This is a genomic window from Sphingomonas panacis (assembly GCF_001717955.1).
GTDB classification, from domain to species: Bacteria; Pseudomonadota; Alphaproteobacteria; order Sphingomonadales; family Sphingomonadaceae; genus Sphingomonas; species Sphingomonas panacis.
In genome coordinates, this window is record NZ_CP014168.1 from 4,073,996 (window position 1) to 4,089,005 (window position 15,010).

The window sequence follows — 15,010 nt, forward strand, 5'->3', positions numbered from 1 at the left end:
AGACCATAGCGCGGACGCGCGATAGAAGCACGGCCCCTTTTAAAAGGGTCCATTAGCGCCCGCTGCGGCTCATTGCGCAAGATCCACAAGCCTTAGGGTCAGTGCTGTATTGGATCCGCTTAATAGAAATCACGAAGGACAAGGGTGGCATATCGACCATCGCAGAGGTCCAGTGAGACTGTCTTGCCCGGCGTGTCGATCGACCATTTGCGAAGGTCGCTCTTGTAATAATCCTCGGGGATAGGACGGCCGTTGACGCGGCAAATCAGATCTCCGGGTTTCAGAGGCGATCGGGCCGCCGGGCTTCCCTGCATGATATGAAGTACATGAAGACGATCGCCCTCCGGAAGGACGACTACCCCGCTGGTGGACTTGACCCGAGGGACTGGGGCGCCACGCCGGTCGGTAAGCGCCAGGATCCCATGCCGCACGTCGAAGGCTGGGTTGAATCGCGCGAGCAGACGCGCACCGATGATGCCATCGACGCCGCGTGCGTCCGCATAGCCGTTCGTGTCCTCGAGGTAGGTCTCGACGTTCCGGATTCTGCGGCCACCAAGATCGAGTTCCGGGAGGATCGCCAGTTTCTTGAGCACCGGTCCGCCGAGTCCCCCGACGAGGGTATCGGTAATCTTGAGGCGGCGACTGGGAAAAGATTGCCAGCCATGGGATGCCAGCATGAGCTCGCCGTCGAATCCGAGATCGACGATCAGCTTGAGCCGGGGGTTCCCGCTTATTCCGGCATGGAGGACCATGTCTGCGCGCCCCGGCGTGAACTGCAGGGCGTGCCTGGTCTGGCGTGGCTGCGCCTCGATTGCAGCGGCGAACCGGAACCGGTTGCGATCATGGTCGATCTCAAGAGCACAACAGGTCAGAACGTCCCGGCCGATCACGAGATCGCTAACCGCGACGGCACGCTGCGCGGTCGCCGGAGCAGGCTGAGCAAGTATTGCCTTGCGTTCGACCCTGTAGTTGCCCAGCTCGATCGTGACCGGACCGACGGTGGTCATCTCGACCGGCCCGGCGACGGTATCAACGGTGACGGTGCCCTGGCTCGACAGGCCAAGAGCCCGCACGGTTTGCGGGCTGGCAATCGAGAAACCGGCGCCTGTGTCGAGAATTGCTGAGACCTGGCGGCCGTTGATAGCCGCCGTGACCGCTGGCGCCCCACCGGCCTGGGCGGCGAAAGGCGTCCAGGGTCCATGGCCGGCTGCGTCGACAGGGCGGAAGTCAACGTCCGCGGGCTGCGTCGCAGCCGGATTTGCAGAGAGAATAAGGGCTATCGCCAGCAGGCCATGGAGCGATCGACGCATTGCGCTCTCCAGCCTAGCCGACACAGAAATAATCGGGGGGATAGGCTCCCGAGCCCAGGCCTTTCAATGTCCGTGCGGCCCTGTTGCGCACGGGTAGCGGCAGGGCGTCAGCGCGTGCAAGTTTGCGCAAGACGTCCACGAACGGACCGGAGCAACTGCCAGCGCGCTCGACATCGGCGAGAAGCCGCGCCGCCTCCTGTTCGTCCGCGGCCGCCGGCGTGGCCAGCTGATGGGGTTTACCCAGCGATGGCTTGTAGCGTTGGGATGGATCCGTCCGATCGGGTGGATCGAGAGCCGTTGCCGCGGCAGCGACAGCGAGCGCGGCCAGGATCGGGCCGGGATCAGTCCTGCGCTGACGTCTCGGATCTTCGGAGGAATTGGCCGCACGGTGATCCTCGGCGAGGAAGATCAGCAAGGTGGTGAGCTCGCGAGGTTCACCCGCCGTTGCCAGCAAAGGCTCGGAGAGCAACAGATTGTCGTCCACGCGTCGTCCGCTGCGTTCGTCACCTGCTGCCACGCCTTGTACGCGCAGCGATGTTTGCCAGCCCAGTTGGACGCTGAGCTGGTCCAGCCGGGATTGAGCCTCGGTAAGGGTAGCAGCGGCGTTGGGCGTTCGCGCCTGCCCGATCGCGGGAACGAGCAGTATTGCCGCGGCGAGGGTTGCCCAAAAGTTGTGGGGTCTGACCATGTCGCACCTATGTGTTTCAGCCTGTTGCGTGTGTCAAAATCGGAAAGAGCCCGGGATTGCTCCCAGGCTCCTCCTTCGTCGGAGCACACCAACACAATCGCCCCCTCCCCTTTAAAAGGGGATCGTGATGATCACTCCGCCGCCAGGGTTTCCGGGGCTGGTGCCGGGCGGCAGTCCCGGCTGGATCGTGCCGCCGCCGGGGAGCGGAATCTCAGGAGGCAAAGGCGTCCAGGGCGGCGTCGGCGGCAGTGGATTCACCGGGCCGTTGACGGGTGGCTTCGGCGGTTCGGGCGGAGGGGTCGAGGTGTCGTCCGTGTCTTCACCGTCACCGCCGGAAATGGCATCGAGTTCGTCGAGCATCAGCAGGCGGATGCCGCCGAACTCACCGCTAAAGTGGCGCATATCAAGTCTCCCCATTGGACACTCGCGAAGTGGACCTTGAAGGGACTTGACGTAAACACCCCTAGTCAGGGGGGTGATATGCAGGTTTGGGAGGGCCGGCCTGATCAAACGGCCTATCGGCAGCACAACGTATGGAGGGCGGCAGCGCCAACAGCCCTCAAGCGATACGGACACCCCTGACTAGGGGTGTTTACAGGGCTGTGAGCAGAATGTCTGTCTGGCTTCCTCGACAGTATTCAGGAGCGCGGACGATGAGACATTTCAGCGGCGAGTTCAGCGGGCTACGGCTTCTGATGCTGGACGAGCTTGATGCCATTGCCGGCGGCGATGGCGAGGATACCGATGACGTTCCGCCTCCTCCGCCGGATATCGTCGTCAACGGGCATCGCTATTCCGGGCAGATCGACTGGGGTCCGCCCTTGATCGGCGGAATCCCTATCGGCCTGGGTGGCGGAGGCGGCGGTGGTGGCGGCGGTGACAGTGGCAGCACCGGTCATAGCGAGGACGACGACTGCAAAAATGGCGAAGCGGTCCATCTCGCCGATCACATCAAGGGCCTGGCGGCTCAGAACCCTCTTGGCAGCCAGTATGAATTTGGCGCCCTCATCGTGGACAATCATGATGGAACGTACGGCGCGAGCGGGGACGTTATCCAGACATCCTATTCGGCGACGTACAGCGTCTTGTCCGCGCCTTCGGACTATGCCGACGTCCGCGGCGTAGTCCACAATCATCCGTGGAACATTCACGACGCGAATGACAACTTCCAGCAGCGCTATCCCAGCGATCCAGACTGGCAGGCCCTCGATACGCTCGTGGCGAGAGGCGCACCTGCAGCCTCGTTATCGATGTACATCGTTGACCCGTGGGGCGTTACGCGCGAATTTCGCTATGCCGACAAGGCCAGCTACCAGGCAATGACCTCGTCGGATCGCGCTTTGGGAAATAGCCTGCCCGGGCAAACCGTGGACTGCACGCCCTGAAGGCGCCATGGATCGAGTTGAAGGAGTGTCGTCATGCGACTGCTAAATTATGAGGCGCCCGCTGCGGCCCTGATCCTCGTTGTCGTTGGTTTTGCCGGCTCCGGCGCGGCTGCCCGAGACGCCGAGAAACCGGGAATCGTGTTCGAACACGCGGTCAAGCCCAGCGACGTCACCCGTCAGTTCGACGGGCGCTGCGGCGGTGACCGGTACAGTGTCGCCTTGACCTGGGACACCGCTCATCCCAGCGGCTTCATCAGCCTATTGAGCGCCAACGCGCGATCGGCGAGCGGCGGCGATCTGAACGAGCTTCAGAACAGCAAGCTCGCCGGGCGAGCCATCTCTGAGGCCGTGATCGATCAGTGCACCGCTGACGGTGCGCGGGTTCGGCTCGCGACGACGGCAGCATACACCACCGCGCCGCGGCTTGAATATATGTTCTTCGATGTCAGCAAGACGGGTGAGATTTCGAATCCGCGGTTCGACTAAGGACGGCGCCTAATCGAGGCGCCCGGGCGTCACGCGATAGGAGCTACCGTCGATGGTCAGTTCTGCATCCCCGACTGCCTGAAGGGTGCGGTAGCCGATCAGCAAAGGGCCGCCACACCCGCGGCGGACTGGTCAGAGATGACCGGGATCCGCCGCGCTCACATTTGAAAGCGAGGCCTGCAAAATGGCGCACAGGGGCCCGGTCAAGTTGCCGTGCGGAACGAGCGAATAGGTCGCGTCCTGCGCCGACCGCGTCGGATACGCCGCGTATTTCACAGCGTGGATATGGTCGATGACACCATGCTCATAGAGGATAATCCAGGAGCCGGGAGCGGAGACCGCGCCGATGAATCGGCGGGTCGGGAGACCGGGTTCACGCACAACGTCGCTCCGTTGGAATGCAGCGTCGCGGGGCGCCAGATTCGGCAGACGCGTATTCAGATCGGTCCTGATGGCGGGAGGCAGATCGTGCAGGTCGAGCACCGCGCGGGCGTTGTCAGGTATCTGGCAGGCTGACAGGGATGGCGATGCATCCCCCGCGCCTGGCGCGGTCGCGGCGAGCGCGAAAAGCAGGAGGGGTATCATGGCTTCTCCATTCGATGTGCGGGTTTCGGATCGACAGCCGATAGTCGGAGATCCGGTTGAATCTCAGCATCCGGGCCTGGCGACCCCCAGCCCTGGCCAGTTCGTGCTGTCGGTATCGGTGACGATGTAGTTGCTACCCCCGCCATTGTCCCTGTTCGTGCCGTGCGACGTGCCTGTGTTGGCGTTCATCTCGCGCGCGATCTCATTGGTCAGTCGCCAAACGCCTTCATGCCCGAGCTGTGGATTGGCCCAGTGGACGAGTTCATGCATGAGAAGCATTGTCGGGCTTTCGGCGAAATAGGTCACGCCGTCGGAATTCACCCCGCTCAAGGCGCTGAAGGGATCCCAGTAGATGGTTTTCGTCCAGTCATCGTAGAAGTCGTCGGCGTAATTGACGCCGATCTGCATAAGATTGATGTTTACATAAGACTCGCGCGCGGCAGCGATGATCAGCGCCCCGGTCGGGGAACCGGCCTCGAGGTTGCTCAGCGCCTCGTTCAATTCGCTTCGCACGACTGGGCAGGGATCTCCAGTGATGCCGAGTTGACCCGGATCAGGATCATAGTCGGGCGGAAGATCGATGATGATCGGGGGAAGATTGAGATTTATCGGCGTCATGGTAATCCGCCGGCCGGTGACGACAATCTCCTCGTCAGGATCGGCGACTTCGTCGGTATCCTCGCCCTCGCCTCCCGCGATTGCGTCGAGTTCATCAAGCATGAGCAGCCTAAGGCCGTGAAATTCTCCGCTGAAGTGCCGCATGACATTCGCTCCTGTCATCTTCGATCGCGATAGGAAGGCGAAGTGCCCATGCTTTGTAAACACCCCCAACCAAGGGGTTAGTCATGCTGATCCGTAGTGTATTATGATGGTTCGTCGGCTAATTCCTGGCGAGATGACATTTCGAAGCGGGTCGCGCCTATCCGCTCCCAGCCGTGAGGAAAAAGCACAGGGGCACAGCTAAGCGCTGCGCCCCTGCGTCGTTTACATCGTATCAGGCCGCATTGGCGATAGATGCTTCAACGCCCGGCTCGTCCTCGACCGATTCATCGCCATCGGCGAACTGATCGTTCGAGGATCCGAGGTCGTTCGCCGGCTGGGGCAAGGCGGGCTCAAAGCGCATGGCATCGGGCAGCCAGGCAAGGGCCCTGGCCTTGTCGTCCGCGTCGATGTGAATGTCGCCGGCGAAGAGCCTTTCGGCCGAGGCGGCGAGGTCATGCTTCTTCGACGCGCCGTAACGCTTCTGAAGCTCTGCACCACCGATGTCCTCGAACTGCGCCAGGATAGCCGCCTTGCTGATCCTGTCGAAATAGTTCGTCGCGGTCGGCCGCCACCAGGTCGCGACGTCGATCTCCAGCTTCTGGCCCAGATGATCGACGAACGCGCTGCCGGTCTTGCCGGCAGGGACAGCATGGATCGTGCGGGCGATCGCCCACCCAAGCCACGCAGCGCGGGCCTCTTCGGGCAGCGCGCAGAACGCGTCATAGCGATCCCGGACATCGTCATGATCGGTCCAGCTGCGGTCGAGCGCCGCGTCGAGCTTGGCCCATTCTTCCGCCGCATGGGTGCCGGACTCGAAGGCGACCACTCGGGACGGAGCAGCTTCGGCGTGGAGCTCGGTCGCCAGTTCGATGCCGCCGTAGCGCAGCCTCGCCTTCTCGGCCATGTAGAAGGTTCCGAGATCGAGCGCGAACCGGGGATCGCTTGCGACGTGGACGCGCAGGAGCTCGGCCTTCATCGTCGCCAGTTCGTCGGCAAGCCGCTGGCTGATGATGGGCTTTGCCTGCCCCGGCTCATCCGGGCCCTCGTCCTCCAACAGATCCTCGCCCTGTTCCCCGTCCTCGTCGTCGTTAGCCGACGGCGCGACATAGAGCTGCTCGTGAAGCCGCGGCTGGCCGTCCCTGCCGATCACGACATAGGCGAGAGACGAGGCTTTCTGCTCTTCGGTCAGGACCGGCGTGCGATCCATGATCGACTGATACTCGGCCTCCAGGGCGCGCGTCCGGGCCTCGTCGTCCTCGGTGTAGCCCTCGCCTTCCTCATCGGCCGCGCGTTCCTCGATCGCTTCGAGTTCGGCTTGGATTTCCTCGCACCGCGTTTCCTGCTCGGGGGCGAGCGGCGGAAGCTCGCCGCGGACGCGACGCAGGTCATAGGTTTCGTGATAGGTGACATGGGTGGTGGGCAAGATCCGGATCTCGGCAAATCCTTCACGCTCGCGAATGGCGTCTGCGGCTTCGGCCAGCTTCTCGTTGGCGAGCTTGTCGACCAGATGACCGTCGAGCCAGCGTTCGGTTGCTTCGTCGGTATAAAGGTCGGGATCGATCTGCCCGCCAGCCGCGAGATAGGCTTCTCGGCCGACAAGCAGCGCCTTGGGGTCGCCGCCGACATAGGTTCCCTTGGCAAGCTCGCGACGGATTTCGCTCGCGCTCGGGTTATAATGGCCCTGCCCCATCTGTTCGAAGACAGCCGCCTGCTTGATGACATCGGGGTTGCTGCCGTAGGCCATGGCGATCTGAAGCGTGATCTCACGGTTGCGCAGCGCTTCGAACACCGGCTTGGCGAGATCCGCGAGTCGGACCCGGCCCTCGACGAAGCGCTCGGACTTGCCAAACCGAACGGCGACTTCGGCGGCCGACTTGCCTTCCTTCTGGATCATATCGCGATAGGCGACGCACTCATCGGCCGGATTCATCGGCAGCTTCTGATTTTCCGCGAGGCTGAGCGCGATGGCGTCCTTCGTGTTGGGGATCACCAGGACCGGAACCTCGAAGTCCTCGGTCAGCTTGCCCTTCTCGATCAGGTTGTGGACGCGCGTCAAACGCCGCCCACCAGCGAAGATGCTGTAATGGCCCTTCTTCCGCTTCACCTCGACGCCGATGAGGTTTTGGATGACATAACCCGTCTCGCCGATCAGGGCGTCGAGTTCGGCGTCGGCCTCGGGATCACTCTGGGTTCGGACATTGAGGGGCGAGAGAGCGCAGTTGCGCGCCGCCACATAGATGATCGGATAATTCATGTTCGTTCTCCTGGCGGCGGTGACCCGACCATTCAGGCCACCTGACGCCACCAGTTCCCCACCCCCTTCCCTCCCTTCCGAAGCATGTCGTTGATGGTTCAAAGCCAAGGAGGAAGATGAGCCTGATGCCCTCCAAGCGGTGGGCGAAATGGAGCCTGCAGAGGCGGGTCGAAGCCGTGCGGCGCAGGATTTGGGGACCCCGCTGAACCGTTTCGGGTTGGCCGAAAACCTTCCCATTCTGGCAACGATTTCTGAAGGAAGGGACGGAAATCGCACGCATTTCATGCTATTGTCATATTTGGTTCGTGCGGCAGTTTGCTGAGGCACGACCGTCCCCGAGGTAGCGCCGCAGCCAAGCGGACGCAGGCTCTTTGCGTGCGCCCGGCGGAGCCATTTGCAGGTTGAGGAGGAGCGAATGCAATTGTTGGAGAAAGCCACTCCCGACCTTGGCGGGCAGCAGTCTGATGGGTCGGGCGATGATCGGCGCCGGCAAGCCGGACCACCCGTGGGGATGCTCTTTCCCCTACTGCACGCCCCCATCCGGAGCCCAGGCATCGGGGCCATCGGTGCTGCCAAATACAGGCCGGTGGATGCAGTCGAATGAATTGCGGCGTCCATTCCGGCTTCCCCACTGTCGATAGAGAAATCAGCATGGCGGCAGAACGACGCGCCCGGATGTGCCGGCTCCTGATTGCGGAACGGGAGATTGCCGGCCGACTGCTCGACAAGACCTTCACATCGAATCCGCTGTGGGACATATTGCTCGAGATCTATCTTGCAGAGTTCGAGGGGCGCCTGGTTTATCAGAGCTGTCTCGCCCCCAGTGCGCCGCCCGCCAATCCCCATCGTCAGTCGCGGCGGCTGGCAAAATTGGGCGTGGTGGAACGGGCGCTTGATCCGATGGACAACCGGCGCATCAAGGTCACGCTGACGCCCGAAATGCGCACGGTGTTCGACAAGCTCATGGACTCGCTGAGCTCGCTCTGGGCGATCGATTAGAGACAAGCGAGTTCGACCGCCTCGCCCGCTTGCAACTCGGCCTTGTGTCGCGATAGCCTAGTTTGTATATCCAATATCCAAGGAGGATATGCAATGGCGCTCTACGTGAAAGATGCCGAAGTCGCCCGAATGGCTGAGCGGTTGGCGATGCTGCGGCGGATCAGCAAGAAGGAGGCTGTCCGAAGCGCGCTTCAGCACGAGCTGGAGCGGGAGGAAGCCGTTCCCTCTTTGGTGGAGCGCGGGCTAGAATTCGCACGAGCACTTCGGGCGCGTGGTAATCCGGGGAAAGCCGCCAAGACCGACAAGGCGTTCATCGACAGCCTTTACGGTGAGAGCTGATGTTCGTCGATGCGTCAGCGATCACTGCCATCCTGTGCGACGAGAATGACGGAAACGAACTTCTCGCCAGGCTCCAAAAGTCTCAGGAGCGGCTCACCTCTCCGCTCGCGATTTGGGAAACGGTCGTCGCGGTCGCCCGCAATCTCGGCCTCGGCGTCCGGGATGCGCATGATGCTGTCGAGCAGTTTTTGCGGCTTGCGGATATCGTGGTTGTGGCCGTCTCGCCCGAGACCAGAGGCATGGCGATTGACGCCTATGACCGGTTTGGAAAGTCGCGTCATCCCGCCAATCTGAATTTCGGCGATTGCTTCGCATACGCCTGTGCTCGTCAGGCGCGCGTGCCGTTGCTCTACAAGGGCGACGACTTTCCCCACACGGATATTGAAACGGCATGACTAGGATTTCGAGCGCGTATCCAGCTGAAACGGCGGCGGGATCGGCGCGCTGATGAGGACGGACCTGAACTATCTGCCGGCCGCCAAGCTGCGCGAGCTCGATCGTGTCGTGGAGATGATCTTCCAGGGGTTTCGCGAGGCGACGCAGAATGCGACCGGGCGGCGTCAAAAGGCAGCGCGGATCCTCAAGATCATCCTGTTCGGATCCTATGCCCGGGGCGACTGGGTCGATGCTCCGCTCGACGCTAACCAGTACAAGTCCGACTATGACATTCTGATCATCGTCAACCAGGCCGAATTGGCAGACAGGGCCGATTATTGGGAAGAGACCGAGCAGCGTCTGGTCGATGCCTATCTTTACGAGAAGGTCATCCGGACGCCGGCCAATTTCATCGTCCACTCGCTCCATGAGGTCAATGATGCGCTGTCGCATGGCCGACTGATCTTCAGGGAGATCGTCAAGGACGGGATCGCGCTCTACCAGTCCGATGACAGGGAGCTGGCCACCTTCAATCCCAAGACTCCTGAGGATGTCTATCTCGCCGCGAAGGACTATTTCGAGGAATATATGGGGCATTCGCAGAGCTTCTATCGAGGGTTTCAGCATGCGGTTGGCGATGGAGATCTTAAGAAGGCTGCGTTCGATCTGCATCAGGCGACCGAGCCGCTCTATCAGTGCGTGATGCTCGTGTTGACGCTCTACACCCCGTTCGATCATAACATCAATTTCCTCCGCTCCCTTGCGGAAGGTCTGGATCACAGTCTCTTCAACGTGTGGCCGCGCGGGACGCGTGCCGAACGCGCGATGTATCAGAAGCTCAAGGATGCCTATCGCAAGGCGCGCTACTCAAAACATTATGAGATTTCGAGAGAGGAACTGGACTGGTTGGGAGGCCGGGTCGAGGATCTGGGGCGAAAGGTACACGATATCTGCACGCGGCGTCTTGAGGACCTGCAAAAGGCTATTCCTGCGTGATACCGTCAGCCGTCCCGTTGCAACAGTCGTACAATTGCTGCGGAGATTCCAAAGAACGCTACCGAGTTAAATCAGCCGATCCGACTGCCGCGCAGGCGACCGTCGATGCAGCAAGGCAGACCGCGCCCTCGAGGCGATAGCGCCCGCATCTTGGGGACGATCAAACCGTCGACGTGCCAGTTCGTTGCCCACCGGATCCAAGACGAATGGCACCATGGATGACGAGTTCGGCCCTGCGGTAGGGAATTGCTCGCCCACAAGTGCCGTCACGCATCACAGGAGATAAGCGCAGTCTTCGCGGCACTGATCACCGCGCGATTTAGTTCTGCCAGTGCACGCGCGAACAAACGAGAATATTGCCAGTAGAGTTTGACATCCAGAACGCGGGTTGGTTGCAACGCTATCAAAGCGCCATTTTGGATATGCCGCTCCGCAAGCAGGTGCGGCACCATACCCCATCCGAGGCCTGCCAGCAGGAGGTCGATAAAGCCCTGCGTCGAGGGGACCCAGTGGGTCGGAGGGAGATGGGCGACGCTTAATATTTCCGACGCCCATCGAGTCTGAAGCGCATCGTCACGATCGGTGCGCAGCATCGGCGCAGATGCCAGGCTGCGTTCACTGACGCCATCCGGGAAGTATCGGCGATGCAGATCAGGTTCCGCAACGGCGACATATCTCAATGCGCCCAAGCAGACCGTACGGCAGCCCGGCGCCGGCACGGGATCGGCGGTGACCGCTGCGAGGACCTCCCCTGACCTAAGTTTTGCCGCCGTTTGATCCTCCCCTGCCAGTTTCAGGTCGAGCAGCGCGTCGGAATGACGCGTGAACGACGCTGCGGCAGATGGAAACCAAGTGCTGAGGCTGTCGCCGTTAACGGCAACACTGATCGTGAGGCCTGGTGCGGATGGCTCGGTAGAAAGCTTCGGAAGGATTGCGATCATGTCACTCTCCAGGAGCCTTACCTGAGCGAAATGAGCGCAGAGTCTGGCACCTGTCGCTGTGGCCTTACACGGCTGCCCCCTCACCACCAGAACGGCGCCGAGCCTTTCTTCGAGCGATTTTACCCGCTGCGAGACAGCAGATGGGGTGACACCGAGGACGGAAGCAGCGCGCTCAAAGCTGCCCTCTCGGACAACTGCGGCAACCGCCGCTAGCGCAGGATATTCCAGAGCGGGATTAGCCATACTTACTTTGCATAAGGAGAATGAAATTCACTAACATGCGTCCCCGCGCCATCTCAAGCGAAATCGATTTGCCGTCCCTGCGGCTTGAGAGGTACTTTGTGGAAAGTTCATCATCACTCACCGAGATCCTGGACCTCGAAAATCTGACTTTTACCTCAGCAGTGAAGGACCGGCTGTCCGATCTTAGCAGGTTCAGCGATACGTTTCTCGACTGGCTGATGATCGAGCACTATCAGTTCTCAGCGCGCAATACCGGGTTTCTGGCGGCCGCTGCGGATGTCGCTCAAAAGTTCACAAATACCGACATCGAAGGCGAACTACGGCGCAATCTCGCCGAGGAGAATAGCCACGCAGCCATGTACAAGCGGGCGCTGGCCGATATCCGTGTCGATGTCGATAATCGCATCGAGTTTCCGCCAACGCCCTATTTCTTCTATCGCATCGCGAAGCTGATCGGCGAGGATCCGTCTCGGATGCTCGGTGCAATGTACGCGACAGAAACAGCCGCGATCTTTGAACATGAGGTTTTCCGCGACATCTCAAAGGAGGTCATCGTTCGTCGCCACCTCTCTTCGGAGGGAAGAGGGCTTCAATATTTCCACGATATGCATCTGGGTGGCGTGGAACAGAGTCACAAGGATGAGCTCGGGATCTTCATGGTGGGAATGAAGGTCGAAGACCAGGGTGCGGCCGAAGGTTCGATAGATGCTGCGTTAGCGCTCCAGGGCGGGCGAAGCGCGATCGATGCGATGCGGCAGTGGTGGCAGGACCTCCTGTCGCAGGCCACCGAGGTCCGCATCGCGGCATGATGGGCCGGCACATGCAATGCGACGCCAGCTTCCGAAACCTGCTACAGGATCACAGCTTCCCGACAAAGGGCGCGGGCGGCAGTCCACACCTATTTGGGCGAATTGATGAAGCCAGCAACAGCGCGCTCGCCTTTGGTGCCAGTCATCGCCCTTCTGCTCGCGATGGTATCGATTCAGGGCGGTGCAGCACTCGCGAAGCAGTTGTTTCCCTATGTTGGGGCGCAAGGCGCGACGGCCCTACGGCTTGGCATTGCGGCTGCGATGTTGCTTGCCCTTTGGCGACCCTGGCGCGTTCCGGTGACGAGGGCTGCGCTCAGACCCATCCTGATCTATGGTGTGGCGTTGGGCGGGATGAACCTGCTGTTTTACATGGCGATCCGCACCACGCCGCTCGCGATCGCTGTCGCGCTCGAATTCGTCGGACCACTCGCCGTAGCCCTGTTCAGTTCGCGGCGCCTAGTCGATTTGGTCTGGGTGGCTCTGGCCATTTGCGGAATCTTTCTCCTGTTGCCGGGAAGTTTTGGCGCGACGCCTCTCGATCCGACGGGCGCCATATTGGCGCTTGGTGCAGGCGCTTGCTGGGCAATCTATATCCTCAGCGGCAAGCGGGCAGCCGCGTCGGGCGGCCGACCGGCGGTTGCTTATGGAACGACTATAGCGGCGCTTTTTGTCATGCCGATCGGCGTCGCTCACGCTGGCACAGGCCTCTTCTCGATCGAAATCCTGCCTTTGGCCTTGGCAGTGGCGCTCCTCACAAGTGCGATCCCCTACTCGTTGGAGATGCTTGCGCTCGATCGCCTTTCCACGCGGGTTTTCGGAATTCTGACGAGCATGGAGCCAGCGCTGGCGTCGATATCGGCCCTCCTCATCCTGGGAGAGCGTCTGTCAATCATGCAGGTCGCAGGAGTTGGCACGATCATGGCAGCGTCTATCGGCGTCATCATGACGCGCAATTCGGTGGTTCCAGTGCCAGCGTAGCGGCACGCTGAAATGTGGACGGCCGAGCCCTCTCGCGCTGTGTTTGATCGCGCGTTTCATAGCTGGCGCACGCAGGTCACCTGCAGACCGACCATTGGCGAATATCCAGTTTATGACGATCACCTATATCGGTGGTTGCTCGAAGATCATGAGCGCATGCAGGCCTACCGGCGCGCGATCGAAGCCGCTGCGCCGGGGCGGCGTATTGTAGATCTAGGGACAGGGGCGGACGCTCCGCTGGCGATCATGTGTGCGAAGGCCGGGGCATCCCATGTAGATGCCATCGAGGTCATGCCAGACTCTGCCGCCGCCGCGCGACGCCGTATCGCGCAATTGGGCCTCGACGGGCAGATTGACGTGCATTGCGGGTCGTCTTCGACTGTGACCCTCGATCAGCCGGCGGACCTTTGCGTATCCGAGATCATCGGAATGATCGCCGGCGCGGAAGGCGTGACCGCAGCTTTGAAGGATGCAAAACGCCTGCTTGGTCCCGGTGGCCGCATGCTCCCTAGCCGATGCATCACCTGGTTCGCCCCGGCTGAGGCGGCGTCACCCGTCTATGTCGATGAGGACTGCACGGCGGTCGCGGATCACTACGCAGAGCGCATATACAGGTCGATCGGCCATAGGTTTCCCCTTACCCGGATTGTCACCTTTAACTTTCCGGAAGCCAATCTGCTCGCGGCAAAGAAACCTTTTGAAGATCTGGACTTCAATACAGACTCGATCGAGCAGGCCTCGGACAGTGTGACGTTCACAACGATGAAGGCCGGCCGATGTGAAGGGTTCGTTCTTTGGATCGAGCTACACGTCGATGCTGATAATATCGTGAGTTCGTGGCAGGGCTCCTCTTGGGCCCCAGTGTTTCTGGCAATGCCGCCCGTCATGGTGGCGCCGGGGGACTCGATCGCGGTCAACCTATCCCGATTCGTGAAAAGACCTGGCGAGAACCCGAGCTACGAGATCATTGGCAATATTTACCGAGGTGGACGCCGCACTGGCAGCGTTGAGATCCTCTCTCACTATACCTAGCCGGTGACAGTCTGTCGGCCAGATGCGAGGCAGGCATGCGCTCGATGGGGCTGTCACACCGTCGGCGCCATGGCTGGACTGGTCCTTCTGGTAGTGCCATCATCCTTGCGAGCCCAAGGCGGCCCCGTCTCTGCGGAGATCGCAGTTGTTTCGGACTATCGCTTTAGGGGCGTGAGCGCATCGGAACGAGGTCCCGCTCTGCAGGGGAGCATCGACGCACGAAGCAGCAACGGATTTGTTGCTGGGATCTGGGCATCGACGATTGCCGATTATCACGGTTCCAACGTGGAGCTGGACATCTATGCCGGGGTTCGCCGAAAGCTCGGGGGTTTCGACATAACGCTGACTGCCTATGGCTTTGTGTACCCGGGCGGCAAGCGGGTAAACACCTATGACTTCGAGGCCTTGATCATACGCGACTTCGGGGTCGGGTCGAGTGAGACGCTCATAGCGGTCGCTCCCGGCCAAGCAAATTCGAGGCGCACAAACTTGTACATCGCCGAGACAATTGCCATCCCTGTTTGGCATGACGGCCCCGCGGCGCGCGCGCATCTGGGCTGGGAAGACGGAATGGTCCACTCTAAATGGGATATGAGCTTCGGCGTCATTCAGAACTTCGACGCATTCCAGCTATCGCTTATGTATGTCGTCACAAACTATGCTGGACATGATCAGGCCAGCACCAACGGTCAGGCTGGCCTGGTCGGTTCCGTCAGGGTAAAATTCTAATTCCAGCCGCCCGGGGGGCAACGTGTCGGCGTGGAAAACGGCATGTAGCTACCGCTAACAGGACTCCCACATTGAGCGGAAAACCTGTGTATCGCCTAT

17 protein-coding genes are annotated in these 15,010 nt (G+C 61.0%); 10 read left to right on the forward strand and 7 right to left on the reverse strand.

Annotated elements, in window-relative coordinates; all coding sequences use genetic code 11:
- Positions 1 to 119: 119 nt before the first annotated feature.
- The 3 genes from J0A91_RS18635 to J0A91_RS18645 all read right to left on the reverse strand — a co-directional run bounded on the left by J0A91_RS18635 (position 120) and on the right by J0A91_RS18645 (position 2,400).
- On the reverse strand, positions 120 to 1,310 hold the full coding sequence (locus J0A91_RS18635) for a retropepsin-like aspartic protease (protein ID WP_069206148.1): 1,191 nt from the start codon (positions 1,308 to 1,310) through the stop codon (positions 120 to 122).
- Between the two features lie 13 nt (positions 1,311 to 1,323).
- Entirely contained in the window at positions 1,324 to 1,998 is a 675-nt protein-coding gene (locus J0A91_RS18640; protein ID WP_069206149.1) for a hypothetical protein, read from the reverse strand.
- A 111-nt stretch (positions 1,999 to 2,109) separates the two neighbouring features.
- Positions 2,110 to 2,400 (reverse strand): hypothetical protein, encoded by a 291-nt coding sequence (locus tag J0A91_RS18645; RefSeq protein ID WP_069206150.1) that lies wholly within the window; start codon positions 2,398 to 2,400, stop codon positions 2,110 to 2,112.
- Positions 2,401 to 2,651: 251 nt separating this feature from the next.
- Here J0A91_RS18645 and J0A91_RS18650 point away from each other — a divergent pair, with 251 nt between their 5' ends.
- Together J0A91_RS18650 and J0A91_RS18655 are read left to right on the forward strand one after the other, a co-directional pair.
- Positions 2,652 to 3,383 (forward strand): hypothetical protein, encoded by a 732-nt coding sequence (locus J0A91_RS18650; protein WP_069206151.1) that lies wholly within the window; start codon positions 2,652 to 2,654, stop codon positions 3,381 to 3,383.
- Between the two features lie 33 nt (positions 3,384 to 3,416).
- Positions 3,417 to 3,869 (forward strand): hypothetical protein, encoded by a 453-nt coding sequence (locus J0A91_RS18655; protein ID WP_069206152.1) that lies wholly within the window; start codon positions 3,417 to 3,419, stop codon positions 3,867 to 3,869.
- 132 nt (positions 3,870 to 4,001) lie between these two features.
- Here the strand turns inward: J0A91_RS18655 and J0A91_RS18660 are convergent, their stop codons facing one another.
- From J0A91_RS18660 to J0A91_RS18670, 3 genes are all read right to left on the reverse strand, one after another.
- On the reverse strand, positions 4,002 to 4,454 hold the full coding sequence (locus J0A91_RS18660; RefSeq protein ID WP_069206153.1) for a hypothetical protein: 453 nt from the start codon (positions 4,452 to 4,454) through the stop codon (positions 4,002 to 4,004).
- A gap of 63 nt (positions 4,455 to 4,517) precedes the next feature.
- Positions 4,518 to 5,216: a hypothetical protein gene (locus J0A91_RS18665; RefSeq protein ID WP_150126966.1), complete on the reverse strand. Its 699-nt coding sequence runs from the start codon at positions 5,214 to 5,216 to the stop codon at positions 4,518 to 4,520.
- A gap of 232 nt (positions 5,217 to 5,448) precedes the next feature.
- Positions 5,449 to 8,088: a ParB/RepB/Spo0J family partition protein gene (locus J0A91_RS18670; RefSeq protein ID WP_338056897.1), complete on the reverse strand. Its 2,640-nt coding sequence runs from the start codon at positions 8,086 to 8,088 to the stop codon at positions 5,449 to 5,451.
- A 33-nt stretch (positions 8,089 to 8,121) separates the two neighbouring features.
- On the opposite strand from J0A91_RS18670, the gene J0A91_RS18675 reads away from it, so the two are divergent.
- From J0A91_RS18675 to J0A91_RS18690, 4 genes are all read left to right on the forward strand, one after another.
- Positions 8,122 to 8,469, forward strand: a complete 348-nt coding sequence (locus tag J0A91_RS18675; RefSeq protein WP_150126967.1) for a hypothetical protein — start codon at positions 8,122 to 8,124, stop codon at positions 8,467 to 8,469.
- A gap of 93 nt (positions 8,470 to 8,562) precedes the next feature.
- Positions 8,563 to 8,808 (forward strand): type II toxin-antitoxin system VapB family antitoxin, encoded by a 246-nt coding sequence (locus J0A91_RS18680; RefSeq protein WP_069206158.1) that lies wholly within the window; start codon positions 8,563 to 8,565, stop codon positions 8,806 to 8,808.
- Positions 8,808 to 9,203 (forward strand): type II toxin-antitoxin system VapC family toxin, encoded by a 396-nt coding sequence (locus J0A91_RS18685; RefSeq protein WP_069206159.1) that lies wholly within the window; start codon positions 8,808 to 8,810, stop codon positions 9,201 to 9,203. The genes J0A91_RS18680 and J0A91_RS18685 overlap by 1 nt, the downstream gene beginning before the upstream one ends.
- 52 nt (positions 9,204 to 9,255) lie before the next feature.
- Entirely contained in the window at positions 9,256 to 10,179 is a 924-nt protein-coding gene (locus J0A91_RS18690) for a nucleotidyltransferase domain-containing protein (protein WP_069206160.1), read from the forward strand.
- A 266-nt stretch (positions 10,180 to 10,445) separates the two neighbouring features.
- Here the strand turns inward: J0A91_RS18690 and J0A91_RS18695 are convergent, their stop codons facing one another.
- Positions 10,446 to 11,363, reverse strand: a complete 918-nt coding sequence (locus tag J0A91_RS18695; protein WP_069206161.1) for a LysR family transcriptional regulator ArgP — start codon at positions 11,361 to 11,363, stop codon at positions 10,446 to 10,448.
- 20 nt (positions 11,364 to 11,383) lie between these two features.
- On the opposite strand from J0A91_RS18695, the gene J0A91_RS18700 reads away from it, so the two are divergent.
- The 4 genes from J0A91_RS18700 (at position 11,384) to J0A91_RS18715 (ending at position 14,911) form a co-directional block, all read left to right on the forward strand.
- Positions 11,384 to 12,172 (forward strand): DUF3865 domain-containing protein, encoded by a 789-nt coding sequence (locus J0A91_RS18700; protein WP_083224769.1) that lies wholly within the window; start codon positions 11,384 to 11,386, stop codon positions 12,170 to 12,172.
- Positions 12,173 to 12,277: 105 nt separating this feature from the next.
- The gene (locus tag J0A91_RS18705; RefSeq protein ID WP_069206163.1) at positions 12,278 to 13,150 is read left to right on the forward strand and encodes an EamA family transporter; all 873 of its coding nucleotides are present in this window, start codon (positions 12,278 to 12,280) and stop codon (positions 13,148 to 13,150) included.
- 156 nt (positions 13,151 to 13,306) lie between these two features.
- Complete coding sequence (locus J0A91_RS18710) at positions 13,307 to 14,182, forward strand: methyltransferase domain-containing protein (protein WP_069206164.1); 876 nt, start codon at positions 13,307 to 13,309, stop codon at positions 14,180 to 14,182.
- Positions 14,183 to 14,251: 69 nt separating this feature from the next.
- Positions 14,252 to 14,911: a TorF family putative porin gene (locus J0A91_RS18715; RefSeq protein WP_069206165.1), complete on the forward strand. Its 660-nt coding sequence runs from the start codon at positions 14,252 to 14,254 to the stop codon at positions 14,909 to 14,911.
- Positions 14,912 to 15,010: the final 99 nt, after the last annotated feature.